Source organism: Pelovirga sp. C15f, assembly GCF_057178085.1.
Window position 1 is genome coordinate 39,005 of sequence record NZ_JBXUCV010000005.1, and the last position, 26,511, is coordinate 65,515.

At 53.7% G+C, this 26,511-nt stretch carries 26 protein-coding genes; 18 read left to right on the top strand and 8 right to left on the bottom strand.

The window, feature by feature from the left end; all coding sequences use genetic code 11:
• Positions 1-24: 24 nt before the first annotated feature.
• The 3 genes from AC1931_RS11900 to AC1931_RS11910 all read right to left on the bottom strand — a co-directional run bounded on the left by AC1931_RS11900 (position 25) and on the right by AC1931_RS11910 (position 4,109).
• Positions 25-840 carry a ZIP family metal transporter gene (locus AC1931_RS11900; protein WP_483877489.1) on the bottom strand — a complete coding sequence of 272 codons (816 nt, stop codon included), beginning with the start codon at positions 838-840 and terminating at the stop codon, positions 25-27.
• 245 nt (positions 841-1,085) lie between these two features.
• On the bottom strand, positions 1,086-2,285 hold the full coding sequence (gene chrA, locus AC1931_RS11905; protein ID WP_483877490.1) for a chromate efflux transporter: 1,200 nt from the start codon (positions 2,283-2,285) through the stop codon (positions 1,086-1,088).
• Between the two features lie 384 nt (positions 2,286-2,669).
• Positions 2,670-4,109, bottom strand: a complete 1,440-nt coding sequence (locus tag AC1931_RS11910; RefSeq protein WP_483877491.1) for a glyceraldehyde-3-phosphate dehydrogenase — start codon at positions 4,107-4,109, stop codon at positions 2,670-2,672.
• A gap of 199 nt (positions 4,110-4,308) precedes the next feature.
• On the opposite strand from AC1931_RS11910, the gene AC1931_RS11915 reads away from it, so the two are divergent.
• Positions 4,309-5,289: a class II fructose-bisphosphate aldolase gene (locus tag AC1931_RS11915; RefSeq protein WP_483877492.1), complete on the top strand. Its 981-nt coding sequence runs from the start codon at positions 4,309-4,311 to the stop codon at positions 5,287-5,289.
• Between the two features lie 115 nt (positions 5,290-5,404).
• Here AC1931_RS11915 and AC1931_RS11920 read toward each other — a convergent pair whose 3' ends face one another.
• The gene (locus AC1931_RS11920) at positions 5,405-6,658 is read right to left on the bottom strand and encodes a ChaN family lipoprotein (RefSeq protein ID WP_483877493.1); all 1,254 of its coding nucleotides are present in this window, start codon (positions 6,656-6,658) and stop codon (positions 5,405-5,407) included.
• 310 nt (positions 6,659-6,968) lie between these two features.
• Here AC1931_RS11920 and AC1931_RS11925 point away from each other — a divergent pair, with 310 nt between their 5' ends.
• The 3 genes from AC1931_RS11925 (at position 6,969) to speA (ending at position 11,363) form a co-directional block, all read left to right on the top strand.
• A complete protein-coding gene (locus AC1931_RS11925; protein ID WP_483877494.1) occupies positions 6,969-8,165 on the top strand; it encodes a saccharopine dehydrogenase family protein in 1,197 nt (398 codons plus the stop codon).
• Complete coding sequence (gene nspC, locus AC1931_RS11930; protein WP_483877495.1) at positions 8,162-9,316, top strand: carboxynorspermidine decarboxylase; 1,155 nt, start codon at positions 8,162-8,164, stop codon at positions 9,314-9,316. The genes AC1931_RS11925 and nspC overlap by 4 nt, the downstream gene beginning before the upstream one ends.
• A gap of 139 nt (positions 9,317-9,455) precedes the next feature.
• Positions 9,456-11,363 carry a biosynthetic arginine decarboxylase gene (gene speA, locus AC1931_RS11935; RefSeq protein WP_483877496.1) on the top strand — a complete coding sequence of 636 codons (1,908 nt, stop codon included), beginning with the start codon at positions 9,456-9,458 and terminating at the stop codon, positions 11,361-11,363.
• A 197-nt stretch (positions 11,364-11,560) separates the two neighbouring features.
• On the opposite strand, the gene thiC is transcribed toward speA, so the two are convergent.
• A complete protein-coding gene (thiC, locus tag AC1931_RS11940; protein ID WP_483877497.1) occupies positions 11,561-12,862 on the bottom strand; it encodes a phosphomethylpyrimidine synthase ThiC in 1,302 nt (433 codons plus the stop codon).
• A 100-nt stretch (positions 12,863-12,962) separates the two neighbouring features.
• Positions 12,963-14,396 carry a bifunctional hydroxymethylpyrimidine kinase/phosphomethylpyrimidine kinase gene (thiD, locus tag AC1931_RS11945; RefSeq protein ID WP_483877498.1) on the bottom strand — a complete coding sequence of 478 codons (1,434 nt, stop codon included), beginning with the start codon at positions 14,394-14,396 and terminating at the stop codon, positions 12,963-12,965.
• 144 nt (positions 14,397-14,540) lie between these two features.
• On the opposite strand from thiD, the gene alr reads away from it, so the two are divergent.
• From alr to AC1931_RS11975, 6 genes are all read left to right on the top strand, one after another.
• Positions 14,541-15,758: an alanine racemase gene (alr, locus tag AC1931_RS11950; RefSeq protein ID WP_483877499.1), complete on the top strand. Its 1,218-nt coding sequence runs from the start codon at positions 14,541-14,543 to the stop codon at positions 15,756-15,758.
• A gap of 157 nt (positions 15,759-15,915) precedes the next feature.
• On the top strand, positions 15,916-17,484 hold the full coding sequence (purH, locus tag AC1931_RS11955) for a bifunctional phosphoribosylaminoimidazolecarboxamide formyltransferase/IMP cyclohydrolase (RefSeq protein WP_483877500.1): 1,569 nt from the start codon (positions 15,916-15,918) through the stop codon (positions 17,482-17,484).
• Between the two features lie 161 nt (positions 17,485-17,645).
• Positions 17,646-18,944, top strand: a complete 1,299-nt coding sequence (purD, locus tag AC1931_RS11960; protein ID WP_483877501.1) for a phosphoribosylamine--glycine ligase — start codon at positions 17,646-17,648, stop codon at positions 18,942-18,944.
• Complete coding sequence (purE, locus tag AC1931_RS11965; RefSeq protein ID WP_483877502.1) at positions 18,937-19,461, top strand: 5-(carboxyamino)imidazole ribonucleotide mutase; 525 nt, start codon at positions 18,937-18,939, stop codon at positions 19,459-19,461. The genes purD and purE overlap by 8 nt, the downstream gene beginning before the upstream one ends.
• Positions 19,462-19,570: 109 nt before the next feature.
• Positions 19,571-19,882, top strand: a complete 312-nt coding sequence (locus AC1931_RS11970) for a cytochrome c3 family protein (RefSeq protein WP_483877503.1) — start codon at positions 19,571-19,573, stop codon at positions 19,880-19,882.
• A gap of 104 nt (positions 19,883-19,986) precedes the next feature.
• Complete coding sequence (locus AC1931_RS11975) at positions 19,987-20,736, top strand: tRNA1(Val) (adenine(37)-N6)-methyltransferase (RefSeq protein WP_483877504.1); 750 nt, start codon at positions 19,987-19,989, stop codon at positions 20,734-20,736.
• On the opposite strand, the gene AC1931_RS11980 is transcribed toward AC1931_RS11975, so the two are convergent.
• Together AC1931_RS11980 and AC1931_RS11985 are read right to left on the bottom strand one after the other, a co-directional pair.
• Positions 20,733-21,236, bottom strand: coding sequence for a DciA family protein (locus tag AC1931_RS11980; protein ID WP_483877505.1), 504 nt, complete (start codon positions 21,234-21,236; stop codon positions 20,733-20,735). The two genes, AC1931_RS11975 and AC1931_RS11980, sit on opposite strands and share 4 nt — an antisense overlap.
• Positions 21,233-21,496, bottom strand: coding sequence for a hypothetical protein (locus tag AC1931_RS11985; protein ID WP_483877506.1), 264 nt, complete (start codon positions 21,494-21,496; stop codon positions 21,233-21,235). Before AC1931_RS11985 ends, AC1931_RS11980 begins: the two co-directional genes overlap by 4 nt.
• Positions 21,497-21,668: 172 nt before the next feature.
• Between AC1931_RS11985 and AC1931_RS11990 the strand changes: the two genes are divergently transcribed.
• From AC1931_RS11990 to AC1931_RS12025, 8 genes are all read left to right on the top strand, one after another.
• Complete coding sequence (locus AC1931_RS11990) at positions 21,669-21,923, top strand: putative Se/S carrier protein (protein ID WP_483877507.1); 255 nt, start codon at positions 21,669-21,671, stop codon at positions 21,921-21,923.
• 86 nt (positions 21,924-22,009) lie between these two features.
• On the top strand, positions 22,010-23,362 hold the full coding sequence (ffh, locus tag AC1931_RS11995) for a signal recognition particle protein (protein WP_483877508.1): 1,353 nt from the start codon (positions 22,010-22,012) through the stop codon (positions 23,360-23,362).
• Between the two features lie 52 nt (positions 23,363-23,414).
• Positions 23,415-23,690: a 30S ribosomal protein S16 gene (rpsP, locus tag AC1931_RS12000; RefSeq protein ID WP_483877509.1), complete on the top strand. Its 276-nt coding sequence runs from the start codon at positions 23,415-23,417 to the stop codon at positions 23,688-23,690.
• A gap of 31 nt (positions 23,691-23,721) precedes the next feature.
• Positions 23,722-24,273 carry a ribosome maturation factor RimM gene (gene rimM / locus AC1931_RS12005; protein WP_483877510.1) on the top strand — a complete coding sequence of 184 codons (552 nt, stop codon included), beginning with the start codon at positions 23,722-23,724 and terminating at the stop codon, positions 24,271-24,273.
• Positions 24,270-25,010: a tRNA (guanosine(37)-N1)-methyltransferase TrmD gene (gene trmD, locus AC1931_RS12010; protein ID WP_483877511.1), complete on the top strand. Its 741-nt coding sequence runs from the start codon at positions 24,270-24,272 to the stop codon at positions 25,008-25,010. The genes rimM and trmD overlap by 4 nt, the downstream gene beginning before the upstream one ends.
• Positions 25,011-25,064: 54 nt before the next feature.
• Complete coding sequence (gene rplS / locus AC1931_RS12015) at positions 25,065-25,412, top strand: 50S ribosomal protein L19 (RefSeq protein WP_483877512.1); 348 nt, start codon at positions 25,065-25,067, stop codon at positions 25,410-25,412.
• Positions 25,413-25,483: 71 nt separating this feature from the next.
• On the top strand, positions 25,484-26,125 hold the full coding sequence (locus AC1931_RS12020) for a ribonuclease HII (protein ID WP_483877513.1): 642 nt from the start codon (positions 25,484-25,486) through the stop codon (positions 26,123-26,125).
• Positions 26,118-26,489: a YraN family protein gene (locus tag AC1931_RS12025; RefSeq protein WP_483877514.1), complete on the top strand. Its 372-nt coding sequence runs from the start codon at positions 26,118-26,120 to the stop codon at positions 26,487-26,489. The genes AC1931_RS12020 and AC1931_RS12025 overlap by 8 nt, the downstream gene beginning before the upstream one ends.
• Positions 26,490-26,511: the final 22 nt, after the last annotated feature.

Here is a 26,511-nt window from a genome sequence, read left to right on the forward strand (position 1 = left end):
GCCGGCGGTAACCCTTCAGGGTTGCTAACCCAACGCCACGTCCAGCAACATCATTACTGAAAACCCGATCATGGTCGTCATGGTCACAAAGTCAATATTGGCTTGGATGCGCTGTGATTCGGGGATCAGCTCTTCGACCACGACAAAGATCATTGCGCCGGCAGCAAAACAGAGAGCGTAAGGCAGGATTGATTGCATGCTCAGGACAAAATATGCCCCTAACACGCCGGCTATCGGCTCAACGATCCCGGAGGCCTGACCCATGAAAAAGGCCCGGTGGCGACTCATGCCCTCACGGCGCAGCGGCATTGCTACGGCTGTTCCTTCGGGGAAATTCTGAATCCCGATCCCGATCGCCAGCGCGATTGCGCCACCGATGGTCGCTGAGGGCAAACCAGCGGAGACGGCTCCAAAGGCAACCCCGATTGCCAGGCCTTCAGGAATGTTGTGCAAGGTGATCGCCAACACCAGAAGGGTGCTGCGTTGCCATGAGGTCTTGACACCCTCTCTCTGATCCATTTTTAAACCGGGGTGCAAGTGGGGCAGGACCTTATCGGTCAGGCGCATGAAAATACCTCCACCCATAAATCCGATGACAGCGGTTAACCAGGGAGTCTGTCCCATCTGTTTCGCCATCTCTATTCCGGGGTTCAACAGCGACCAGAAGCTGGCGGCAATCATCACCCCAGCAGCAAAACCGAGCATGCCGTCCAGCAGTTTTTGATCGACGGTCTTTTTTGCATAGACGAGTGAAGCCCCGGCTGCCGTCACGCCCCAGGTGAAAAGTGTGGCCAGCAAGGCCTGTAAAACTGGATTGAGTGTCATGAAAGAGTCAAGCATTGGTTAACCTCCGGGGTGTTGTTTGGAGCAAGATCTGGGCAGTGCCTCAAACCTTATTTGCAACATGTTGCCAGCCACCACATACTGACGTGCTGAAGTAAAAGCGGACAGTTGAACAGAGGCTTTATTGAGACCTTAGCATTACCGGAAAAACCCCGTCTGGATCGCCAGGCGATTTTGGTGCCCTGATAAATTGAGCTCTCAAGCCGGCTGGTTACTCCTGGTCGTCATGTTAGGTGAAAACTTCAGTTAAGAAGCACCATGCCGGCTATCATGGTCAGGGCGACGACAAGCCAGGGTGGTAATTTCCAGAAATGTAGCAGACCGAAAGCCCCCAGGGCGATAATAAAATGGTGAGGGCCGTGGATGCCTTTGATCCATACCGGATTGTAAAGGGCGGCCAACAGTATGCCGACTACAGCGGCGTTGGTGCCGCGCAAGGCTGCCTGTGCCGCCGGTGCCCGGCGCAGGATAGCCCAGAACGGGAGCGCTCCCTGTACCAGCAGCAGGGATGGCAGGTAGATGGCGACCAGGGTCAGCAGGCCTCCCATCCAGCCACCGGGTCCAACCGTCATGGCCGCGCCGAGATAGGAGGCAAAGGTAAAGAGCGGCCCCGGTACTGCCTGTGCCGCTCCGTAGCCGGCAAGGAAATCATCACCGGTGATCCAGTCGTTGGGGACAACCTCGGTCTGCAGCAGGGGAAGCACCACGTGACCACCGCCGAACACCAGGGAGCCGGAGCGGTAGAAACTCTCAAAAATCTGCAGGTTGGTGGCGGGATAGGTTGCGGTCAGTAGCGGCAGGCCACCCAACAGGAGGAAAAACACGGCCAGAAACATGGCCCCGCGTCTGCGGGAAGACCGTTGCACATCACTATCACTGTTATCGTTCGCCGGATCGGCTTGGTGACGATACAGCAACCACCCCAGTATGCCGCTGCTAACGATAATAAGAACCTGGGTGAGAGCAGTCATCCAGGCTAGTGCTGCCATCGCCGCAAACAGTGCTATGGTTATCCGTTGGCGATCCGGGCACAGTTGGGTAGCCATTCCCCATACCGCCTTGGCCACCACCGCCACTGCCGCGATTTTCAATCCCTGTAGCCAACCGACCTGCTGCACGTCTCCAAGGGCGGTAACGCCGTAGGCAAAGGCGATCAGCATAATTGCGGAAGGGAGGGTGAAACCGATCCAGGCGGCGATTGCGCCCGCTGTTCCACCGCGCATCAGGCCGATAGCATAACCGACCTGGCTGCTCGCCGGACCGGGAAGAAACTGGCACAGAGCTACCAGATCGCCATAGCTTGCCTCTGTCAGCCAGCGCCGCTGTCTGACGAATTCTTCGCGAAAGAAACCCAGATGTGCTACCGGCCCGCCGAATGAGGTCAGTCCCAGTTTCAGAAAAACCAGAAAGATCTGGGTGATGGAAGACTCATTTTGGGTCATGAATTATTGTTACCTTGAAAAAGTTCGAGGCCGGGTTAGATGATAATTAATTGAGCGCCTGGTCTCAACACTCGACTTGCCTTGTGCAGTGCCTGCCGATAGTTCTCGAAAATCTGCAGGGAGACAATGAGCGGTGCCACGTCAAGCAGGACAGCTGACAAGCCGTAGTGACGTCGTTTAAGGGAGAAAGCGGGCTAAACGGATAGAGTTTTGCTGCCCCTGCAAACCAATATACCTTTGACGGCGCTGTTCTGATTGGTGGATCGCTTCTTTCAGGAATGCCTGGTTGGTTTTTTCCGGAATAAGCACAATAAACATCAAGAGGGGGCTTCGTTTTCGTAACCCCCTCTTGATATTGCTTCAACGTTTAACAGTCCATACAATTTACTTCGGCCACTGCTCCAGATTCAGCCCCGATAGTTTTTCAACAATCCTTACAACCTGATGACTGTAACCATATTCATTGTCGTACCAGACATAGAGAACGCAGCGATTTTTCTGGACGATGGTCGCCAGGGAATCAACGATCCCGGCATAACTGGAGCCGACCATGTCGGACGAGACGGCTTCGGGCGAATTGGTGTAGTCGATCTGATCCTGCAGTGGCGATTCCAGCGACATGCCGCGCAGGTAGAGATTGAGTTCGTCGACACTGGTATCCTGCTTCAGGGTCAGGTTGAGGATCGCCAGCGACACGTTGGGGGTCGGCACCCGGATAGCGTTGCCGGTAAGTTTGCCGGCCAGTTCGGGCAAGGCCTTGGCAACCGCCTTGGCGGCGCCGGTTTCCGTGATGACCATGTTTAAGGGGGCGCTACGACCGCGGCGCTCTTTGTTGTGGTAGTTGTCGATCAGATTCTGATCGTTGGTATAGCTATGGCAGGTTTCTACATGACCACTTTCGATACCGAAACGGTCATTGACAGCCTTTAACACCGGGACGATGGCGTTCGTGGTACAGCTGGCGGCGGAGAGAATCTGGTCACCGGATTCCAGCAGTTCATTGTTGACGCCGTAGACCACATTAGGAATATCGCCCTTGCCGGGTGCGGTCAGCAGCACCTGGGATGCGCCGGGGCGCAGGTGGCGGGACAGCCCGGCGCGGTCACGCCATTTTCCGGTATTGTCGATGACGATGGCATTGTTGATGCCGTAACTGGTGTAATCGACTTCTTCCGGGGAATCAGCGTAAATGATGCGGATCTGATTGCCGTTGGCAACGATGGAACTCTGTGCCTCGTCGACGATGATGGTGCCTTTGAAGTGGCCGTGAACCGAATCGCGGCGCAACAGGCTGGCCCGCTTGGCGAGGTCATCATCGCTACCTTTGCGTACCACCGCAGCACGAACGCGCAGTTTGTCGCCACCTCCGGCCTGCTCAATGAGAATGCGTGCCAGCAGGCGACCGATGCGGCCGAAGCCGTACAACACAACGTCGCGCGGAGCGCTGAGCTGGTGTCCTTTGCCGGTATTCAGACCACCGAGCTGTTCAGTAACAAAAGTGCGGATATCCTTGTCTGTCTGCTCCTGATAGCGCAGAACCAGTTTTGCCAGATCGACCTTGGCCGGTGCCAGATCCATCTCGGACATCACCTGGAGGATGGGATAGGTATCCTTAACCCAGATTTCACGGTTGATGATCTGCCGCGCAAAACGATGAACACGCAGAATGTCGATCGTCGATTGGTTGACCAGATTGCGGTCAAATACAGTGCAAATGACTTCATGATCGCGGTACAGCTTGCCGATCAGTGGAATCATTAATTCGGCAATGGCCTCCCGTTCTTTCCAGTCCTTAAAATAATCCCCTACCGCTGTTTCACCCATGGCCGCTTCCTTTCGTTTTGCGAATGTTTTTTAAGTCTTTTGCGATCTGTGATATACCAACCTTTAAAATCCAGCGTATACTAGAAGATCTAGGTACCTATTGCAACTGTTAGCAGCCTGTAAACGGGGCTGTGACGGCGCGCAGGAGCGACGCCGTGGCAGCGTCCTTAATTCATACAAAGATAGGGAGGCATCATTCATGGCCGAGGTAGTGAACTACAAAGATCTGGGACTCGTCAATTCGCGTGAACTGTTTCGCCAGGCAGTTTCCGGTGGTTACGCGATTCCTGCGTATAATTTCAACAATCTTGAGCAGTTGCAGGCGATTATAACGGCTTGTGCTGAAACCAGTTCACCTGTCATTTTGCAGGTCAGTAAAGGAGCGCGCAGCTACGCCAACGAAACCATGCTCAGGTTTATGGCGATGGGCGCGGTTCGCATGGCACGGGAAATGGGCTCGGAGATTCCGATTGTCCTGCATCTGGATCATGGTGATTCCTTTGAAACATGCAAAAGCTGTATCGAGTCGGGGTTTTCCTCAGTCATGATTGATGGTTCTCATCTGCCTTATGATGAAAATGTCGCCCTGACCCGCAAGGTGGTTGAATACGCCCATCAGTATGATGTGACCGTCGAAGGGGAGCTGGGGGTTCTGGCCGGCATTGAGGATGAGGTCGTGGCCGAACATTCTACCTACACCCAGCCGGAAGAGGTGGAAGATTTTGTCAGTAAAACCGGTGTTGACTCTTTGGCCATTTCCATTGGTACCAGCCATGGTGCGTTTAAATTCAAGGTCAAGGAAGGGGAGGAACCACCACCGCTGCGCTTCGATATTCTGGAAGAATGTGAAAAGCGGATTCCGGGGTTTCCGATTGTTCTGCATGGTGCTTCCAGTGTCGTGCAGGAGTATGTCGAATTGATTAATAAGTATGGTGGCAAGATGGAAGGAGCCGTTGGCGTATCTGAAGACCAGTTGCGGCGAGCTGCAGCGAGCGCCGTATGCAAAATCAATATCGACTCGGATGGTCGCCTGGCGGTGACGGCGAAGATTCGTGAATATCTGGCCAATGATCCCGGCGAATTTGATCCGCGTAAATATCTGGGTGCGGCGCGTAAAGAACTGATCAAGCTGATCAAACATAAGAATGAGGCGGTATTGGGGAGTGCCGGGCGCGCCTAGGGATTAGGTTCGCGTTTATCTTTTTTCGATGTTAATGAATGATCCGCCTGTCCGGGAAGAAAGTTCGACCCTTTCCCGGACAGGCGGATTTTTCTTCCTGATTTCAGCCTGATATTTATGGCATCTTTGGTTTCTGCTGGTTCTCAGCGGTAAATTTAACCTCAATCCGGATCTCGGTGTTGTCACGCAGCACGTCAAAGGTTGCCGTATCGCCGATATCCTTGTCCGCCAGTGCGTAGGTCAGATCTAAACGATCGCCAAGGCTCTGCCCATCTATCCGTAACAGGATGTCACCGCTACGCAGGTCATGTGCCGCTGCGGCTGAATCGGGAAGCAGCTTGCTGATCATAACGCCCTGTCGGGAGACCTCCTCGGGGGTCACTATCACCCCAAGTTTGACACCCGTCCGTGGCAACGGCTCGTAGTTGCTAACATAGAGAAAATGATAGGGCAGCAGGGGGATCTCCGGGGTTTGAACATTCATCATGCGGTCCGGATTCAGCTGTTTTGCCTCCTCTGTTTCAGTTGTGCCGACCAGCAGATAGTTGACCGGCAACCGCCGGAACAGTCGTCGCGGGATCCCAAAGCCATAGTTGATATGGTTGCTACCGGCAACTACCACCACCTGATGAGAAGACCCTTGCGAGGTTAGATAGTCTGCCAGATTGGCGGCCATTGTCTCGTCCCAGAGGGTTTGTACTCTTTCAAATCCGTTGGTGTCACCGTGCCCCATCGGATGTCCTGACAAGATAGCAGTCAGCATGGAACGATAATGCGGATCGTTGAAGTCCATTTCCGGCAATCGGGCCTGGTCTTCTAAAGAGAGATCTTCGATCGCTGTCCTGCTGAGAAGTTTTCTGATTGAGGGCTCGGCGTTGAGGGCGAGAATTTTAATGCCTTGATCCCGACAAAAGGTCAGCAGATCGCGGTAAAGGGCAAAATCTATTCTCCAGGTGGCATACCAATCCACCTGTCTTAAAAACTCCTTCTCGCTCAACTCGCCCGCACTCCATTTGTCAAGAACCGGTTGTTGTGACGGCGTAAACATTTCCATCCCGAGGGCAACCCGGCCAGGATTGCTCCCTGCAAGGGCACGGAGAATGGCCTCCTGGACACGATGGGATGCCGGATTGTCGTGGGTTTCTCCAACGTAGATGACCTGGGCTCGTACGGCATGATCAACGACGGTTTCGTGGCTGACCCGGTACCCGCTGGGCAGATGAAAAATGTCGCCGTCAACAAGTGGTTGCGGCAGCAGGTACGGCTGCTGGGCGTTGGCTGCAGGTTTATGGTTTACAGTGGTCATGGAGCAGGCACTCAACATCATCAGCAAAAAAACAAAAGACGCAAAACGAGTAAGCAGATACACGATAACAACCTGTCGTAAAGGTGAGGGTAAAGTCTTCGGCAGATGTGAATTACACCATGAACCAGCCTGGAAGTTCAAGAGGCATGAAGCTGTCCAGGGTTCTGGCCTCTTTTCACAATTTGTCGGTTGATGGAAAATGGTGTGCGGGGTTTTGCGAGCTTCTGCTGTTTTCTGTTGACAGGGTCTACCAGAAAGGTAAATTCATGGATTGTCTTTATTTTTGGCTTTATGAAAAATTCATTGATCTGAAGGCAGGCTGGCTGTTCGTCTGCGCGTGAATGATTTTTCGCAAACGTAAGGGAGATGAAAAATGAGTAAGGTAATGATTATTGGTGCCGGCGGCGTTGGCCGCGTTGTTGTTCATAAATGCGCCCAGCGCAAGGATATTTTTTCCACCATTACCCTGGCGTCTCGGACAAAGTCCAAGTGCGATGAAATCGCCGCGGAAATCAAGGGGACGAAGGTTAAAACCGCCCAGGTCGATGCTGACAATGTGTCTGAGCTGGTCGCTCTGATCAAGCAGGAACAACCACAACTGTTAATCAACGTCGCTTTGCCCTATCAGGACCTGACCATCATGGATGCCTGTCTTGAAACCGGCGTTGATTATCTCGATACCGCCAACTACGAGCCCCACGAAACGGCCAAGTTCGAGTACAGCTGGCAGTGGGCTTACCATGATCGCTTCAAGAAAGAAGGCGTCATGGCGTTGCTTGGCAGTGGCTTCGACCCTGGTGTCACCAATGTTTTCACCGCTCTGGCAGCAAAGAAATACCTGGATGTGATTGAGGAAATCGACATTATTGATGCCAATGCCGGTAATCATGGCCAACCCTTTGCGACCAATTTCAACCCGGAAATCAACATCCGTGAGATTACCGCTACGTGTCGACATTGGGAAAATGGTCAATGGGTTGAATCGCCACCGTTGGCAACCAGACGGACCTTCGATTTTCCTGAAGGAATCGGGCCGATGAATATCTACCGGCTTTACCATGAAGAGATGGAGTCACTGGTCAAGCACATCCCGACCATCAAAAAAGCTCAGTTCTGGATGACCTTTTCCGACAACTATCTGAAGCATCTGGAAGTGTTGCAGAATGTCGGCATGACCCGTATCGATGAGGTGGAATTTCAGGGACAGAAGATAGTGCCGATCCAGTTTCTCAAAACGCTGCTGCCCGATCCGGCCAGTCTTGGCCCCCTGACCAAAGGCAAAACCTGTATCGGGGTGATTGCTCGCGGAACCAGGGATGGTCGGCGCAAACAGGTCTACATCTACAACATCTGCGATCACGAAGCCTGCTACCGGGAAACCAACTCCCAGGCGATCAGCTATACAACCGGGGTTCCGGCGGTTGTCGGGGGCATCATGATGATGACCGGTAAATGGCATGCGCCCGGCGTATGGAATATGGAGCAATTTGATCCGGAAGTCTTCCTTGCGGAACTGGGGCCGATGGGTTTGCCCCATACCGTTATCGAGGGGGAATGGCCTGAACTGTGACAGGTATCGATATCCCCAGCATTTTAAAATTGGCGCCATCGCCTGCCTATGTTATTGACCTGGGGCGATTGCGCCATAACCTGGCTATTCTAGCTGACGTGCAGCGGCGTAGCGGGGCGAAGATTCTCTTTGCCCTGAAGGCTTTTTCCTTCTGGCCGGTGTTTCCCCTGATAGCCCGGACCCTCAAAGGGGTCTGTGCGAGTTCACCTTGGGAGGCACGGCTCGGGCGGGAAGAGTTTGGCGGTGAAGTTCATTCCTTCTCTGCCGCGTTCAAGGAAGCGGATGTGGAGGAATTGCTTGCTATTTCCGATCATCTTGTTTTTAACTCCTTTGCCCAGCTGGAGCGCTTTCGCCCCCTGTGGCAACAGGCAACAGGACGGGTGTCTATCGGCCTGCGCGTCAATCCTCAACATTCGGAAGGGGCGGTGCCCATCTATGACCCCTGCGCACCCAAGTCGCGGCTGGGGATACCCCGCGCAGAATTTGAGGGTCGTTGTTTGGATGGCGTCGATGGGTTGCATTTTCATACCTTGTGCGAACAGTTGTTCGAGCCGCTGGCGCGCACTGCGGCGGTGTTCGAAGAAAAGTTCGGCGAGTTTTTGCCTCAAATGAAGTGGATTAATCTGGGGGGCGGTCATCATATCACCCGTGAGGGATACGATATTGATGGATTAATCAGGCTGATTCACCATTTTCAGGATAGCTATGGGGTCGAGGTCTATCTTGAACCCGGGGAGGCGGTGGTCATCGGTACCGGTCTGCTGGTCGGTGAGGTTCTCGATCTGGTCCACAACGAGGTGGATAACGCGATCCTCGATGTGTCGGCGACCTGCCATATGCCGGATGTGCTGGAGATGCCCTATCGTCCGGAAATCTTTGGTGCCGGAGCGCCCCAGGAAAAGCCTTTTACCTATCGTCTCGGCGGGCCTTCGTGCCTGGCCGGGGATGTTGTCGGTGACTGGTCGTTTGATCAGCCACTGAGTGTTGGCAGCCGCCTGGCGTTTGAGGATATGGCCCATTACACCAGCGTCAAAACAACGACGTTCAACGGGATTCAACATCCCCACCTGTGTACCTACGAGCCGAAAACCGGTGAACTGCGGGTTGTGCGTCGCTTTGGTTATGCCGATTTCAGAAGTCGCCTCGGTTGATTGGTCTAAAGGTTTTTTGCTATTGATATCTGGACGGAATCGGTCATCGTCAGCGCTGGTCGCCGATTTTATTTTTGACAACGGATCGCCCCGGGATTTCTCTGATGGGCGAATATCTCAATGATGAAAGGTGCCGTTCATGGAAAAATGGAGCACGGCTAGTTCCGATAAACTCTATAACCTGAGCAACTGGGGGGCTGATCTTTTTTCCATCAATCGTAAAGGGAATGTCTGCGTTCATCCCTCACCAAACTCGAAATATTCCATTGATCTGCGGGTATTGATCGACGATTTGATCAAACGCAAAATCAAGCCACCGATTCTGCTGCGCTTTATGGATATTCTTGAAGGACGCATATCTGCCATCAATCGAGCCTTCAAGGGCGCTATCAGTGACAATGAGTATCCGGCGCATTACCGTACCTTCTACCCGATCAAGGTCAACCAGCAACGTCAGGTAGTCGAAGCTATTACCGAGTTCGGTAAACGCTACAATATCGGTCTTGAGGTCGGCTCCAAGCCGGAACTTCTGATTGCTATATCCTTTGCCACCGGGAAGGATATTCCCATCATCTGTAATGGCTATAAAGATAACGCTTTTATTGAAACGGTTCTTTATGCGACCCGCCTTGGCTACGATATAACGATTGTCGTTGAGAAACTGTTCGAACTCGAAAAAATCATTGCCCTGGCGCGTGAGATCGGGATCACCCCGAAGCTGGGTGTTCGGGTGAAACTGTCATCAAAGGGGACCGGTAAATGGGCGACCTCCGGCGGTGATGGTGCCAAATTCGGCTTGCGGATCTCCGAAATCATGACGGCCATCGAGTTGTTGCGTGAAGAGAATATGCTCGAGAGCCTGAACCTTCTCCACTTTCATATCGGCAGCCAGATCACCAAAATCGACAAGATTAAATCGGCCCTGATTGAAGGAACGCGCGTTTATGCCGAGATGTGCAAGCTTGGTGTCAACCTCGAGTATGTAGATATTGGTGGCGGCCTCGGGGTTGATTACGATGGCAGTAAGTCGAGTTACTTTTCCAGTGTCAATTACTCAGTCGAGGAATACGCTAACGACGTTGTCTATCAGATAAAAAATATCTGTGACGAAGTCGGGGTCAATTGTCCCAACATCATTTCCGAGTCAGGACGGGCAATTGTTGCCCATTATTCGGTGCTGGTGACCAATGCCCTGGATACCAATGCTCAAAGTCTGACGCCGGATTTCGAAGAGGTGCTGGATTCGACAGAAAAGCTCACACCGACGGTCAAAAAGCTGGTCGATATCTATAAGAGCATCGACCGCCATTCATTGCGCGAAGATTACCATGACACCCTGCAACTGATTCAGGAGGCGGTCAGCCTGTTCAACCTGGGATATCTCAACCTTCAGGACCGCGCGATCGCTGAATGGCTGTGCTTCAAGATTTTTCAGAAGATCAACAGTATTGTCGAGCGCCTGAAACTGGTACCGGAGGAGCTGCAGAATTTTCAGCTGTCGTTGCGCCAGACCTGCTTTGCCAATTTTTCCCTGTTTCAGTCGATTCCCGATTCCTGGGCGATTGATCAGCTGTTTCCGATCATGCCGATTCAGCGTTTGCAGCAGAAGCCGGAGATCAATGCCTCGATTGCCGATATTACCTGCGACTCTGATGGTGAAATTACCAGCTTTGTCGGCGAAAACGGGCGCACAAAATTTCTGCCATTGCACCGGGTCAAAAAAGATGAGGATTATTTTATCGGCTTCTTCCTCATTGGGGCCTATCAGGAAATTCTTGGCGATATGCACAATCTGTTTGGTGATACCAACGCCGTGCACGTCACCTTTAACCGCAAAACCGGCTACAAGATCGATACCGTGATCAGCGGCGATGCCGTGTGGGAAAGTCTCAAATATGTACAGTACAAGGGGCCGGAAATTCTCAAGCATGTACGCGACACCCTGGAAAAAAGTGTCGCGTCACGCAAAATCAGTATTGAGCAGAGCAGTCATTTTATTGAACTGCTCGACCGGACGCTGGTGTCGTACACCTATATGGGAGAATAGGGGCGCTTGCCGGCAGAGGGCTCCGGCAAACTGTCGACGTCTATGGCACAGCCGTCTTCGCAGGCTATATCACCGGTCGGATGCGGGATGCGATCCTGTCGCGTGAGCAGTAATGCCCTGACCTACATAAAAAAAACAAAAAAGCCCGCATTGCGCGGGCTTTTTTGATGAACTGTGCCGGGTTGAGTTGATAGCGATTAAACCGCCGTTTTTTCCTGTTTTCTCTCGTTCATCACCTTGTAGGCGCACAAGGCGCCGCACATGGTGCAGGCCCCATGGCTTTCATCCACACCGGATTCGGCGCGCAGGCGTCGGGCCTTGGCCGGGTCGATGGCGACGGAGAACTGTCCTTCCCAGTCGAGGTTCTTTCGGAAGCGAGCCATGGCATTGTCTTTTTCCAGCGCTCCCGGAACTTTTTTAACGATGTCGGCGGCGTGAGCGGCAATGCGCACCGCCATGACCCCTTCATGGACGTCTTCAATCGTCGGTAACCGCAGATGCTCGCTTGGGGTGACGTAACAGAGGAAGTCGGCACCGGCCGCGCCGGCGACAGTACCACCGATGGCGGCAGTGATATGATCATAGCCGGGGGCAATGTCGGTTACAAGCGGCCCCAGCACATAAAAGGGCGCACCATGGCAAAGGCGCTTCTGCAGCTTGATGTTGGCTTCAATCTGATCGAGGGGGACATGACCGGGGCCTTCGATCATCACCTGGATGCCGGCCTCCTGGGCGCGCTGGGTCAGCTCACCAAGGATAATCAACTCCTGTACCTGGGCGCGGTCGGTGGCATCGGCAAGACAGCCGGGGCGAAAACCGTCACCTAAAGATAGCACCGCATCATAGGGACGTACCAGCTCCAGCAAGCGGTCGTAGAATTCAAACAGGGGATTTTCGGCGTTGTTGTGAAGCATCCATTCGACGGTGAAGGAACCGCCGCGGGAAACCACCTCGAGCAGCCTTCCTTCACGTTCCATGCGGGCGACCGTGTCTCTGATGACACCACAGTGGACGGTGATAAAGTCGACGCCATCGTCCAGGTGTTTTTTAACGCCGTCAAAAATATCATCAACCGTCATGTCGACGATCGGTTTGCCCTGGCGCAGCACGGCATCGCAGGCGGCCTGATAGAGGGGGACGCTGCCGATGCAGAGATCGGTTTCGGCAATAATGGCAGCACGGATGTCATCAATAGGACCACCGGTTGAAAGATCCATCAGGGCATCTGCTCCGGCAGCGGCGGCAACCTTGGCTTTTTCGAGTTCCTTGTCGATACTGGTATCGTCGCCACTGGTGCCGATGTTGGCGTTGGTTTTAGTGCGCAGCCCGTCGCCGACAGCCAGCGGGCGGCCATTCAGGTGTTTGTTGTTGCGACAGATCACCGCCGTGCCGGCAGCGATCTTCTGGCGCAGAATTTCGGGTTCAATATGCTCCGCGGCGGCAGCTTCGCGAACAAGATCGCTGATTTGACCTTGTCTTGCCATCTCCAGTTGAGTCATGAATGTAATCCTTACAGGGGTGAAAAAAACAGCGCGGCCACAATTAACGGGTAGCCGCGCTGTTTAGTTAGCAGATGCAATACAGGCAGACGAAGGCAGTTTAATCCATCGGTGCCTTTTCATGCAAGAGCTGCATCGCCGCGTGGAAGTGATTAACCGGACCATGTCCATGGCCAATCGGGACGGCATGCTCAATAGCGATACTGATAAAGCGTTTAGCACGTTCAACGGCCTGCTTGAGGGGGTAACCCTGTGCCAGGAAAGTAGCAATAGCTGCCGACAGCGTACAACCGGTACCATGGGTGTTGGGAGTGTTGATACGGGGTGAGGTAAACCGGTGTTCCTGCTCACCAATCAGAAGAATATCGGTGACTTCGTCACCCTGCATGTGTCCACCTTTAAGAAGGACATTGCGGGCGCCGAGGGATTGCAACGTGCGACCGGCTTCAATGATTTGCGATGTGGTTTCCGGTGTCATGCCGGTCATGGCCGTTATTTCCGGAAGGTTGGGGGTCAAGAGATAAGCCTGGGGCAATAGTCGTGAAATCAAACTGTCCTGAGCTTCCTGATCGAGCAGGGGGGCTCCACCTTTGGCTACCATGACCGGATCAACAACCGCAAGCAGATGTTTCTCTTCCAGTACCTTGGCGACCCGCCAGACAATCCCTCCCCAATTGAGCATTCCGGTCTTAACGGTGTCGGTACTGATATCATCCAGGACGGCGTCGAGTTGCTGGAGGACAAAGTCGGTGTGGACATTGTAGATATTGTTGACTCCCAGCGTGTTCTGCGCAGTCAATGAGGTCAATACACTGGAGGCATAACTGCCCAGCAATGTGATGGTTTTGATATCGGCCTGAATGCCGGCGCCGCCACCGGAATCCGATCCGGCAATCGTCATGACTTTTCCTCTGGGCAGGGATTTATGTCGATTGAACAGGAGGGCATACTCACGCGCTGCGCGACCGGGGTAATCATCTGCCATGATTCCTGTAATAACTGCAACGGCATCGGCGCCGGCATCAATCGCCTGGGAAGCGCCCTCCGGAGTGATGCCGCCGATAGCAACCAATGGAATGCGTACGGCTTTTCGTACTCTGCTCAGATTTTTCAGCCCGACCAGGGTGGTATCTTCTTTAGTTGATGTTGGAAAAATACTGCCAAAAGCGATATAATCGGCGCCCTGTGCTTCAGCCTTGAGGGCCTCTTCGACGCTGTGGGTTGAAATGCCGATCAGTTTGTCCCGGCCTAAAATCTGGCGCGCCTGAACGGGGGGCATATCTTCCTGTCCAAGATGGACACCATCAGCGTCAACTTCCCGTGCCAGTTCAGGGAAATCATTGATGATCAGCAGGGCCTTGTGTTCCCGGCACAGAGAACGCAGTTGTTCGGCAATGCCGCGACGTTCGTCCGGATGTGTGTGCTTTGCGCGATATTGAATAATCCGTGCGCCACCTGTTAATGCTGCTTTGACCTTGTCAAGGACCTTGCCGTCACGATTGTCGTCAGTAATCAGGTAGAGGCCGGAAATCATCGGTAATATTCCTTTGCACCTGGCTTGCTGTGGGGTGTTGATAGGGCTTGTTTTTTGTTACATGAAAAGAAGGTAGCTATGACACAATGTGCAACACTAGCAGCTGTGAACCTTGGTGTCAATTAATCTATTGCGTGGTTTAAAATGGTATATAAAAAAGCTTCAGAACCTGATGATTTTTTCAGCAAAAAAAATACCGGCGATGTGATGGTTGATCGACAGGACCCGTCAGGCAACCAGGTCGGGCGCCCGACCTGGGCGGATATCGACCTGTCGGCCCTGCGCCATAACCTTGCTCAGGTCAATAACCTGATTCACCCCGGGCAACGGGTGATGGCGGTTGTCAAGGCCGATGCCTATGGCCATGGCGCGGTGCCGGTCAGCAGGGAACTGGCCCGCGCCGGAATTATCGATTTTGCCGTGGCTACCCTGGAGGAAGCCCAGACCCTGCGTGGTGCCGGTATTGACGCGAACCTGCTGGTTCTGGGTGGGTGTTTTCCCGGGCAGGAAGAGGGTTTTATCCGTGATGGGTTGATGCCCGCCCTGCTTGATCTTGAAACTGCGGAGCGTCTGAATAGCGTTGCGGTTTTGCGCCGGCGACAGATCAGTGTTCATCTCAAGGTTGATACTGGGATGGGTCGGGTCGGATTTACCCCGGAGCAGCTGCATGCGGCCCTGCCACGCCTGGCAAAAATGCCGGGACTGGTGATTCACGGGTTGATGTCGCACTTTGCCTGTGCCGATGAGCGCGACTCTGTGGTCTCAGCGGCACAGCTGCAGGTCTTTAGCGAGATGATTGATCTGGTGCGTGCCAACGGTCTCAATCCGGTTGAATTTCACCTGTCCAACAGCGCCGGCATCGCCGGTCGCTATTGCCCTGAGTGTACCCTGGTCCGACCGGGAATCATGCTCTACGGCGGTCTGCCGGGAGATGACTTTGCTCCGCAGCTCGACCTGCGCCCGGTGATGCATCTGCGCAGTTGTGTCGCCCAGTTACGCAAGCTGCCGGCCGGCAGCGGTATCTCCTATGGCCATCAATATCGTGCAGAAGGACCCATTAGTGTGGCGGTGTTGCCGATTGGTTATGCCGATGGGTATAACCGCTTACTGAGTAATAGCGGTCAGGGCATTGTCCGGGGCTGCCTGGTGCCGGTGGTGGGGCGAGTCTGCATGGACTGGATCATGCTTGATGTCAGCACTGTCGCCAGTGTCGCTATCGGTGACCCTGTCACCTTGCTGGGCAGTTCCCAGGGAGTGACCATCAGCGGTGACGCCATGGCGAGGCAACTGGATACGATTTCCTATGAGGTGTATTGCCGTATTGGTGCCAGGGTGCCACGCCGCTACCTGTCTCGCGCCTGAAATCGGTTGTCACCAGGTGTCCAGCCATGTTAATAAATCGACCTTTCTGCACTTGCCAGTGTGCGGATTAGGGTAGCGCTAACGCGCTAGAACCTTCTTGTTGATATTGACGTTAATTCACATTTAGCCAATAGAGAAAACACAGAAAGGATCCAGGATGGCTGTCATCAAGCGTGCACTTATATCGGTATCTGACAAGACCGGTGTTGTCGATTTGGCCCGAACACTCAGTCGTGACTACGGGGTGGCGATTCTCTCTACCGGGGGTACTGCCGGCCTGCTGCGTGAAGCGCAAATTCCGGTAACCGATGTGTCTGAATATACCGGTTTTCCCGAGATGATGAACGGCCGGGTCAAGACTCTGCACCCCAAGGTGCATGGCGCCCTTCTTGGTCTGCGTGATCATCCGGAACATGTCGCCGCCATGCAGCAGCATGACATTGAGGCGATTGATCTGGTGGTCGTCAATCTTTACCCTTTTGAAGCGACAGTAGCGCGTCCGGACTGCCGTCTGGAGGATGCCATCGAAAATATCGATATCGGTGGCCCGAGTATGTTGCGCAGTGCCGCCAAGAATAACCGCTCGGTCACTGTTCTGGTTGATCCGGCAGACTACGTGACGGTGCTGGATGAGCTGAAGTCAAGTGCCGGAGCGGTGTCAGAACAGACGAATTTCCGTCTCGCGGCCAAAGCCTACCAGCATACTGCTGCCTACGATGGTGCCATCTCCAACTGGCTTGGCCAGCGTACCAGTGGAGAAGTAACAGACTTCCCGGTCAGTTTGACTCTGCAATACCAGCACAGTCAGGGGATGCGTTACGGTGAAAACCCCCACCAGAAAGCGGCCTTTTATGTCGAAAAGGGGTTCAGCGAAGCCTCCGTAGCGACCGCCAGACAACTGCAGGGAAAAGAACTCTCTTATAATAATATCGCCGATACTGATGCCGCGCTGGAGTGTGTTAAGCAGTTTGACGGCACCCCGGCCTGCGTTATCGTCAAGCATGCCAATCCTTGCGGGGTGGCGGTTGGCAATCATCTTCTGGAGGCCTATCGCAAGGCGTTTTCCACCGATCCGGAATCAGCCTTCGGCGGCATTATTGCCGTTAATGGCGAGCTGGATGCAGAAACGGCCCAGGCTATTGTCGATAATCAATTCGTCGAGGTGATTATCGCCCCGAAAATCGCCACTGAAGCTGTTGCTGTCGTTGCGGCTAAGAAAAATGTCCGTCTGCTCGAGTGCGGACAGTGGCCGGCTGACAGCACAACACGGTTTGACTTCAAAAAAGTGCATGGTGGTCTGCTGGTGCAGGATGCCGATTTGCAACTCAGCGCCGAACTGAAGGTAGTGACCCGCCGTAAGCCGACCGCTGAAGAGATGAAAAACCTCGACTTTGCCTGGCGGGTGGCTAAATATGTGAAGTCCAATGCCATTGTCTATGGTAAGGACGGCATGACCATCGGCGTTGGTGCCGGGCAGATGAGCCGTGTGAATTCAGCGCGTATTGCGGCCATTAAGGCTGAGCACGCAGGCCTGAGCGTGAGCGGTTCGGCCATGGCCTCCGATGCCTTCTTCCCGTTCCGTGACGGGATCGATAATGCCGCCGCTGCTGGAGTGACAGCAGTGATTCAGCCCGGTGGGTCAATCCGTGATGATGAGGTGATTGCCGCAGCCGATGAGCATGGAATTGCGATGGTGTTTACCGGGATGAGGCATTTTCGCCATTAGCAAAGCGTGCCTTTCGTGCCGACTCGGCGTTGGGCTGCGAAAAATTTTGTGCGACGTGCTGCCATGCCCGCCTTACAAAATTGTTCTTGACTGCCTTGATTCGTCACGAAAATCACGCTTTAGTAAGAGTTTTGAAGGCATAAATGAAAGGAAACAAAATAATGAACATTCTGGTCGTCGGTGGCGGCGGACGTGAGCACGCCCTGGTCTGGAAGATTGCCCAGTCGCCCCTGGTCGAAAAGATCTACTGTGCTCCCGGCAATCCCGGCATTGCCCAGCTGGCGGACTGTGTTCATATCGATGTCGATGATATTGAGGGTCTGTGCGAGTTTGCCCTTGCCGAGCAGATTGATCTGACTGTTGTTGGGCCCGAGATCCCCCTGACCCTGGGGATTGTCGATCATTTTCAGGATGCGGGGCTGACAATTTTCGGACCCACACGAAAAGCCGCTCAGATTGAGGGGAGCAAGCGCTTTTCCAAAGAGCTGATGGAGCGACACCAGATCCCTACCGCAGCCTATCGCAGTTTTACCGATCATGACGACGCAGTTGCCTATGTCAAAGCGCAAGGTGCGCCGATTGTCATCAAGGCCAATGGTCTGGCCGCCGGCAAGGGAGTGGTCGTGGCCATGACGGAAGAGCAGGCCCTTGCGGCACTTGATGACATGATGCTCGATCAGATCTTTGGTGATGCCGGCAGCTGCATTGTCATTGAGGAATTCATGACCGGAGAGGAAGCCTCTTTTTTTGCTTTTACCGATGGCACATCGATTCTGCCGCTGGCTTCGTCCCAGGATCACAAGCGCGTTTATGATCAGGATCAGGGTCCTAATACCGGGGGAATGGGAGCCTATTCGCCGGCCCCGGTGGTCACAGGCGAGCTTTATCAAAAGATCGTTGATACGATTGTCCGTCCGACCATTGCCGGAATGGCCAAAGATGGCTGCCCCTACAGTGGGATTCTTTACGTCGGTTTGATGATCAAGGATGGTCAACCGCGGGTGGTGGAGTACAACGCCCGTTTTGGTGACCCGGAAGCACAGCCGTTGCTGATGCGCATGAAGTCTGACATTGTGCCGATTCTCAAGGCCTGCGCCATGGGTGAGCTCGGTCGTAAAACGATCGAATGGCACGACAAGGCGGCGGTTTGTGTGGTCATGGCAAGTGGTGGATACCCGGCAGACTATGCCAAGGGTCTGCCCATCTCCGGACTGGAGGATGTCGCCACCATGGAGGATGTGATGGTCTTTCATGCCGGAACCGCTCTCGAGCAGGGGAAGATCGTCAATCGTGGTGGCCGGGTTCTTGGCGTCACCGGTCTGGGATCCACCGTTGCTCAGGCGATCAGCAATACCTACCAGGCAGTTGAAAAAATTCATTGGGATAAAGTTCATTTTCGCCGGGATATTGGTGCCCGGGCATTACAGCATGTTGCTGGCGCAGGAGAAAAAAATGAGTGACAACCAGCCGCTGGTAGGTATCTTGATGGGTAGTGACAACGACTATGAGGTGATGTCTGAGGCTGGACGGGCGCTCAAGCAGTTTGATGTCCCCTTTGAGATGATTGTCTCAAGTGCCCATCGTACTCCCGAACGAACTGCCAGCTATGTGCGCAGCGCCCGCCAGCGCGGTATCCGGGTGCTGATCGCCGGTGCCGGGGCCGCCGCTCACCTGGCCGGTGTTGTCGCCGCAGAAACTACGTTGCCGGTGATCGCGGTGCCGATTGATGCCACGGCACTGCGTGGTCTTGATGCCCTGCTGGCGATGGTGCAGATGCCGGCCGGTATTCCGGTGGCTACCATGGCGATAGGTCCTGCCGGGGCGCGCAACGCGGGATTGTTTGCCGTACGCATGCTGGCGACAACTGATCCTTTACTGGAACAAAGACTCGATAAGTTCAAACAGGAGATGGCTGCCGGCGTTGTAAAAAAATCTGATCGACTGCAGGAAAAATTACGAATAGATGGTCTGGTTTAGTGGACACTGTATACAATTTTATTGACATTCAGGGGCTGTTATTTTAATTTGATCCGCAACAGGTTGTTTATTGTCATTGGTTATTGTCTTTTATCAGGAGGATTAAGAAATGAAGAAGCTTGCTGTATTGTTGGCCGTGTTTGCTATTGTTGGCGTCGCTGTGTATGCGATTGCCGCACCTACCGAAGTTGTTTTTGAAGCCAAGAACGGAAATGTTACCTTTAATCATGAAGCTCACGTGGCAACAGGTGACTGTGCTTCCTGTCACCATACCGGCGAGATGGCCTCTTGCCGCAGCTGTCATGATGGCACCAATGCTGAGTCAACTAAATCACCTAGGGGTAAATTTCACACCTTCTGTATCGATTGCCACAAAGGTGGCGGTATGAAGGGCACCTGTAACGAGTGTCATAAGCGATAAAATATCGTTATTGGTTTTTGTTTATTTAATAAGTATTGATGGCGAACGCCAGTCCGGTTAATCCGGGTTGGCGTTCGTTTTTTTTTGGTGTGTGAAGGAGCAAAATGAGCACCGGAGAAACCCTGGATCGAATACTTCCTGGAAATTTGCAGATTTGGCAGGCAAAAGCCGGCCATCGCTATTCCATTGACGCCGTTCTTCTGGCGCGCTTTGTTCGGCTTGCTCCATGTCGACAAATTGCTGATTTGGGAACGGGCAACGGAGTGCTGCCGTTGTTGTTGTCACATTTGAGTGCCGCCGATAGAATATCCGGTTTTGAGTTGCAAGAGGACATGGTAGCGCGCGCCCAACGTAATGTTGCATTGAATGGTCTTGCCGGGCGTATCAGTATTCATCAGGGTGATATCCGCCGGATAACAGAGATTCATGCTGGTGGGGGAATGGACCTGGTGGTGAGCAATCCTCCTTATCGTGCCGTTGTCAGTGGCCGGATCGCGCCCAATGATGAACGTGCTCATGCGCGTCACGAGTTGGCGGGTACCATCGAGGATTTTGCGGCGGCAGCGAGCTGGTTGTTAAAGGCAGGCGGTCATTTTGCCGTAGTCTATCTGGCTGAACGGCTCAATCTTTTGCTTGGCGCGATGACGCGGACCCGGATCGAACCCAAGCGCTTGCGGATGGTTCATGCAACAGCTGATAGCGCTGCCAGGTTGGTTTTGGTTGAAGGAGTTAAGGGCGGGCGGCCTGGATTACAGATCGAAAAACCACTGGTTCTTTATGTGGGATGTCAGGCCGAGCGCCGTTATACCGAAGAGGTTGAACAGATGTACCTTAACCCCGGAGAGGAGGGTTAGGAACCGCGCTTTTTATGGAGCCTTGCCTGCAGGCTAAAGAGCCGGCGTAGTTCCTGTTGCAGCTCCGGATTTTCAATGCCCTTGACGAGGTGATCAATGTGGGAACGCTCTGCAGCACTGAGTTTGATGTCCTCGAGGGGTGGAGTTTTTTGTGGAGCTGTTCCGGGTGGCGGAGTCGCTGCGTAATGGCCGCTTTTGCGCAGGTAGAGGTCGGTAATCCCGGCCTTTGGTATCTGCTCCTGGATTTTGACAAGGATCTGGGGTTTCATCATCTGCAATTGCTGCATCCAGACCGGATGATCGACTGCTATTTCCAGAACCCCTTTGCGCAGGCGTAACGGTCTTGCCCGTGCTGCTATCTGACTGCCGACAATCTTGTCCCATACCAGCCAGGCCTGATGGCGGGTAATCTGTTGCCCGAGTCCCGGTTTGTTCAGCATCTCCTTGAGCAGGGTGTTAACGCTTTGGGCCTGTTTAAGTCGAGGACGTTTGCCGCTCATCTTGACTGTACCCGCCGGTACATCCAGCCTCCGAGAAGCTGACCGCCAACAGCGCAGGCCAGGGTGACCGGGATCCAGTGCCAGCTGAAGCCGTACAGTTGCCGGACAATCACCAGTAACGGGATGGACGCATGGATGTAGATGATCCAGCGCAGAGAATACTTGGTTGCGGATTCGCGTAGATAACCCAGGGGAAGATTGCAGGCGAATGCAATGGAAACCAGTATAATCAGCGGTAGCACTTGGTAATCGGGCAGCAACAGGAATCCTTCTTCGATATTTTTTAGAACATGTCACTCAAATTTACTGTCTGCGTCAGGGAGTTGTCAATTGATCGACGCTGGCTATCAATTGCTTCTTGCGCAGACAATACAATCATGGCACTATGCGCGACCGGATGGGGGGTGTCAATCAGCAATTTAAAGAGGTGCCGTGGTTAAGCAAGGTGATTGTGTTGCGGTTTTTCATTCGGTTCACCGGGTGCTTAAGGCTGAAAAAGTTTTAAAGGATGCAGGTATTGCTTTCGCCCTGATTCCAGCACCGCGACAACTCAGTGCAGATTGTGGGCTGGCCTTATGTTTCGCCCCGCTTGAACGTGCCGCGATCAGCGAGATACTCGAAGCGGCAGGTGTTGCTGTTGTGGAACTCTGGGTGATGCAAGCGGGCAAGTATGTGCAGATTATGTAAGTAGTCCTTGTGTCTGAGTTTTGTCTTGACAAATGAGGATGATAAATTTTACCTTGACTCTTTTGTGAGTTGAAGCGACGGGCTGTATGTTTGATAATCTCTCTGACAAGCTTGATGCGGTTTTTAAAAAACTGCGTGGCCACGGGCGCTTAACCGAAAAGCAGATCAAAGAAACCATGCGCGAAATTCGCTTGGTTCTGCTTGAGGCCGATGTCAATTTCCGGGTTGTCAAGGATTTTGTGGCCACGGTCAGTGAGCGCGCAACGGGGCAGGATGTCCTTAAGAGCCTGACGCCGGCGCAACAGGTGATCAAAATTGTTCGGGAAGAGCTGGCGCGACTGATGGGTGACGGGGAAGATAATTCCCTGAAACTGGCCGCCAAGCCGCCTGTTTCATTGATGCTCTGCGGGTTACAGGGGGCAGGTAAGACAACCAGTTGTGGCAAGCTGGCACTCAAGCTGCGGCGCGATAAGCGCAATCCGTTGCTGGTGCCTGCGGATGTTTATCGACCGGCGGCGATTGAACAGCTGAAAACTCTGGGTCGTCAGTTGGGGATCGAGGTTTTCGACTCGTCGGTCGATGATAAACCGGTTGATATCTGTACCCGTGCCCATCGCTATGCAGAGCTTAACGGCTTTGACACGATAATTTTTGATACCGCCGGTCGTCTGCATATCGATGCTGAGTTGATGGGCGAGCTCACAGGGATCGTCCAGGCGGTAGCTCCGCAGGAGATCCTGTTTGTCGCTGACGCCATGACCGGTCAGGATGCAGTGACGGTGGCGGCCAGCTTCAATGAACAGTTGCCCCTGACCGGTGTTGTTCTGACCAAGATGGACGGTGATGCCCGCGGTGGTGCGGCCCTGTCGATTCGGGCGGTTACCGGCAAACCGGTCAAGCTGGTCGGTATGGGGGAAAAGCTCGACGCCCTTGAGGTTTTCCACCCTGATCGTATGGCACAGCGCATCCTGGGCATGGGGGATGTCTTAAGCCTGATCGAAAAAGCCCAGGCTGCCGTCGAGGCTGATGACGCTGCTGCCATGGAAGCGAAACTGCGTAAGGATGGTTTCACCCTTGAGACCTTTCTTGAGCAGATGCAAATGGTTAAAAAAATGGGGTCGATGGACTCCCTGCTGAAGATGATCCCAGGCGCCGGTAAAATGATGAAGCAGGCACCAGGGATGCAGTTGCCTGAAAAGGAAATCCAGAAGATCGAAGCCATTATCCGCTCAATGACGGCGCGGGAACGGATGGATCACCGGATTTTGAATGGTTCACGTCGCCTGCGCATTGCCAAAGGCAGCGGAACCCGGGTTCAGGACGTCAATCAGCTGTTAAAACGTTTTGTCGAAGCACAGAAAATGATGAAAAAGATGCAGAAAATGGGTCCTAAAGGGCTCAAGGGAATGCTTGGTCGTGGTGGTCAACTTCCATTTTAAATAGTTTGTATACCGCCAATAATTCATGTGAAACACCAGGAGGACAGACAGCATGGCAGTAAAAATCAGGCTCGCCCGCGGTGGCGCCAAGAAAAAACCAGTTTATCGGGTTGTTGTTGCCGATGAGCGTTTCCCACGGGATGGCCGGTTTATTGAAGCATTGGGGCAGTATAACCCGCGCCTTGAAGATTCTCTTGTTGATTTTAAAGAGGATCGCGCGCTGGAGTGGCTGCAAAAGGGTGCCCAGCCGACAGATACGGTACGCAGATTATTGCGCCTTTCCGGTGTCTGGGCGAAATTCAAAGGCCAGTCAGCGGCACAAGCCTGATTCTGTCCGGCCGTGCTGATGATGGGATGGCATGTTGATTGGCTCTGAACAGCAACCGGGCGACCAAGAGACTCTGCTCCATATAGCAGACGTTATCGGCACTCACGGCCTGCGCGGTGATCTCAAGGTGCGAGCACACTCAGGTGACCATTCTGTACTGCTGGCGGTTGCCGAGGTGATGCTCGAAACCCCAACCGGGAGGGCTGTTGCAGTGCCTGTCAGTCGGCAGATCCCCCACAAGGGGATGGTGTTGCTGAGGCTTAAGGGTTTTGACACGATCGAACTGGCCGAGCCCCTGGTCGGCAGCAAGGTGAAGATCCCGCAGTCAGCCCTGCCCGAGCTTGATGACGACGAATATTACTGGGAAGAACTCTCGGGAATGCGGGTCATTGACCGGCACTATGGTGATCTGGGACGTTTGGTCCGAATATTTACCACCGCTGCCCACGATACCTATGTAGTCGAGGGGGCGTACGGCGAAGTACTGATTCCGGCCGTGAAAGAATTTATTGAAACGATTGATCTGGTGCAGCGAATTGTCGAGGTCGATTTACCCGCAGGACTGGTGCCGGATCAAGAATGATTTTTCATGTGGTCACCCTGTTCCCGGAAATGCTCGAGTCGCCTCTGCACGAGAGTATCATCGGTCGGGCATTAAAACAGGGGCTCATCGAGGTTGAAACCCACAACCTGCGTCATTGGGCCGAAGGTAAACATCTGGCCTGCGATGATGCACCATATGGTGGTGGTGACGGCATGGTGCTCAAACCCGAACCCCTGTTTCGGGCCGTCACTGAATTGAAACGCCGTACCCCGGCAGCCAGGGTGTTGCTGATGTCGCCGCAGGGCGTGCCGTTTGATCAGCAGCATGCCCGACGGTTGTCAACCGCAGAGGGAATCATCTTTCTCTGCGGACGCTATGCCGGGTTTGATGAGCGGGTCCGTGCGACACTGGTGGATGAAGAGTTTTCCATTGGAGACTTTGTGTTGACCGGTGGTGAGCTGCCGGCCCTGGTGATGATAGATGCCATCTCCCGGCATGTGTCCGGAGTTCTTGGTTCAGCTGATAGCGTGACCAGCGACTCTTTCACCGATGGTTTGCTGGAATACCCCCAGTATACCAGGCCCCCGGTATTTAATGGTGTTGCTGTGCCTGCTGTGTTGCTTTCGGGTGATCACGGGCGGATCGACGCCTGGCGCCGTGAGCAGCAGTTGTTGCGTACTCTGCAACGCCGCCCCGATTTGTTGGAAAAGGCCGACCTCAGTGCTGACGATCGCTGTATTCTCAAGCGATTACGTGGCGTAACTGGCGAGTCATAATAAATAAACACTGTCGCAAGACACGGATAGAATCATTTTTCAGGAGGATAAGGCATGAACATCATCGATCGCTTAGAGCAAGAGCAGCTCCGCAAGGATGTCCCCCATTTTAAGGCGGGTGACACCCTCAAGGTTCACGTTAAAATTACCGAAGGGGACAAGCAGCGGATTCAGGTTTTTGAAGGGATCTGTATCAAACGTGTCAACTGCGGCCTTGGTTCGTCATACACCGTGCGCAAGATCTCGGGCAGTGTCGGCGTTGAAAGAATCTTTCCTCTCCATTCACCGAGCATTGAAAGAGTCGATCTGGTGCGGGTTGGTAAAGTCCGTCGCGCCAAACTGTACTACCTGCGCAACCTGCGCGGTAAGGCTGCCCGGATTGCGGAAAAGCGTACTGCTTAATTCCTGATCTACTGCACAAGAAGCCCCCGGTATTCACGCTGGGGGCTTTTTTAATGAAGGTGGCGACCAGCATGACACCTTTAGGTTTGTTCGATTCCCCAGCGCCAACGTTTCTGGAATTTGAGGAGCAGGCGCGGCAAAGTGGTTTTCAGTCCGTAGCCGGGATCGATGAGGCCGGACGCGGACCCCTGGCCGGCCCGGTGGTTGCTGCCGCGGTTATTCTGCCCGAACATTTTTCCCTGCCTGGCCTGACCGATTCCAAAAAGCTCAGTGAACGAAGGCGCCAGTTTCTGTATCCGGAAATCTGCCAACAGGCGCGCGCCGTCGGTATTGGTGTCGCTTCCACCCGGGAAATTGATCGTCTGAACATTCTCCAGGCGACCCTGCTGGCCATGATTCGTGCGGTTGGCCGCCTGTCACAGACTCCTGATCATTTACTGATCGATGGGATCTCTGCCGTTCCCTTAACACTTTCACAACAATGTATCAAACAAGGCGACAGTCGTTCCCTTTCTATTGCGGCGGCCTCAGTCGTTGCCAAGGTGATTCGTGATCGGATCATGCTCAGCTACCATCGCCAGTTGCCTGGTTACGGCTTTGATTCCCATAAGGGCTACGGAACGCAGCAGCATCGGGCAGCTATTGCCGAGATCGGGCCATCCGCCCTTCATCGTCGAACCTTTGCCGGCGTCAAGGAGCATTTGCGTGACTGAGCAACGTCTTGCTCTGGGGGGCTATGGGGAAGAGATGGCGGCTGCCTATTTGCGCGAACAGGGTTATACTCTGATCGAACGTAATTTTCGCTGTCCCCTGGGGGAAATTGATATCATTGCCGAAAAACGCCATGATTTGATCTTTGTTGAAGTAAAAACCCGGCGCAGCACCCTGTTCGGCTTGCCACAGGATGCGGTAGGAGCCCATAAACAGCGGCAGTTGATTCGCAGCGCCCAGTGGTATCTTAAAAAACCTGGAGTTTCACGCTATCATCCGCGCTTTGATGTAATAGCGATTCTGGTGCGGCCTGGACAGGCGCCGGAAATCAATCATATCCAGAATGCCTTTACTCTCGCTGGCTGACGGTTCGTTTCGCTAAGGAGAT

Excerpts from the sequence above, each read along its gene's own strand:
- AC1931_RS11970 (WP_483877503.1), top strand. The coding sequence starts at position 19,571 with ATGAAGAAGCTTGCTGTATTGTTGGCCGTGTTTGCTATTGTTGGCGTC.
- trmD (WP_483877511.1), top strand. The coding sequence starts at position 24,270 with ATGATTTTTCATGTGGTCACCCTGTTCCCGGAAATGCTCGAGTCGCCT.
- AC1931_RS11980 (WP_483877505.1), bottom strand. The coding sequence starts at position 21,236 with ATGAGCGGCAAACGTCCTCGACTTAAACAGGCCCAAAGCGTTAACACC.
- purE (WP_483877502.1), top strand. The coding sequence starts at position 18,937 with ATGAGTGACAACCAGCCGCTGGTAGGTATCTTGATGGGTAGTGACAAC.
- rpsP (WP_483877509.1), top strand. The coding sequence starts at position 23,415 with ATGGCAGTAAAAATCAGGCTCGCCCGCGGTGGCGCCAAGAAAAAACCA.
- purH (WP_483877500.1), top strand. The coding sequence starts at position 15,916 with ATGGCTGTCATCAAGCGTGCACTTATATCGGTATCTGACAAGACCGGT.
- AC1931_RS11925 (WP_483877494.1), top strand. The coding sequence starts at position 6,969 with ATGAGTAAGGTAATGATTATTGGTGCCGGCGGCGTTGGCCGCGTTGTT.
- alr (WP_483877499.1), top strand. The coding sequence starts at position 14,541 with ATGGTATATAAAAAAGCTTCAGAACCTGATGATTTTTTCAGCAAAAAA.
- speA (WP_483877496.1), top strand. The coding sequence starts at position 9,456 with ATGGAAAAATGGAGCACGGCTAGTTCCGATAAACTCTATAACCTGAGC.
- AC1931_RS11910 (WP_483877491.1), bottom strand. The coding sequence starts at position 4,109 with ATGGGTGAAACAGCGGTAGGGGATTATTTTAAGGACTGGAAAGAACGG.
- AC1931_RS12020 (WP_483877513.1), top strand. The coding sequence starts at position 25,484 with ATGACACCTTTAGGTTTGTTCGATTCCCCAGCGCCAACGTTTCTGGAA.
- thiC (WP_483877497.1), bottom strand. The coding sequence starts at position 12,862 with ATGACTCAACTGGAGATGGCAAGACAAGGTCAAATCAGCGATCTTGTT.
- chrA (WP_483877490.1), bottom strand. The coding sequence starts at position 2,285 with ATGACCCAAAATGAGTCTTCCATCACCCAGATCTTTCTGGTTTTTCTG.
- AC1931_RS11900 (WP_483877489.1), bottom strand. The coding sequence starts at position 840 with ATGCTTGACTCTTTCATGACACTCAATCCAGTTTTACAGGCCTTGCTG.
- AC1931_RS11915 (WP_483877492.1), top strand. The coding sequence starts at position 4,309 with ATGGCCGAGGTAGTGAACTACAAAGATCTGGGACTCGTCAATTCGCGT.
- rimM (WP_483877510.1), top strand. The coding sequence starts at position 23,722 with ATGTTGATTGGCTCTGAACAGCAACCGGGCGACCAAGAGACTCTGCTC.
- AC1931_RS11975 (WP_483877504.1), top strand. The coding sequence starts at position 19,987 with ATGAGCACCGGAGAAACCCTGGATCGAATACTTCCTGGAAATTTGCAG.
- purD (WP_483877501.1), top strand. The coding sequence starts at position 17,646 with ATGAACATTCTGGTCGTCGGTGGCGGCGGACGTGAGCACGCCCTGGTC.
- thiD (WP_483877498.1), bottom strand. The coding sequence starts at position 14,396 with ATGATTTCCGGCCTCTACCTGATTACTGACGACAATCGTGACGGCAAG.
- rplS (WP_483877512.1), top strand. The coding sequence starts at position 25,065 with ATGAACATCATCGATCGCTTAGAGCAAGAGCAGCTCCGCAAGGATGTC.
- ffh (WP_483877508.1), top strand. The coding sequence starts at position 22,010 with ATGTTTGATAATCTCTCTGACAAGCTTGATGCGGTTTTTAAAAAACTG.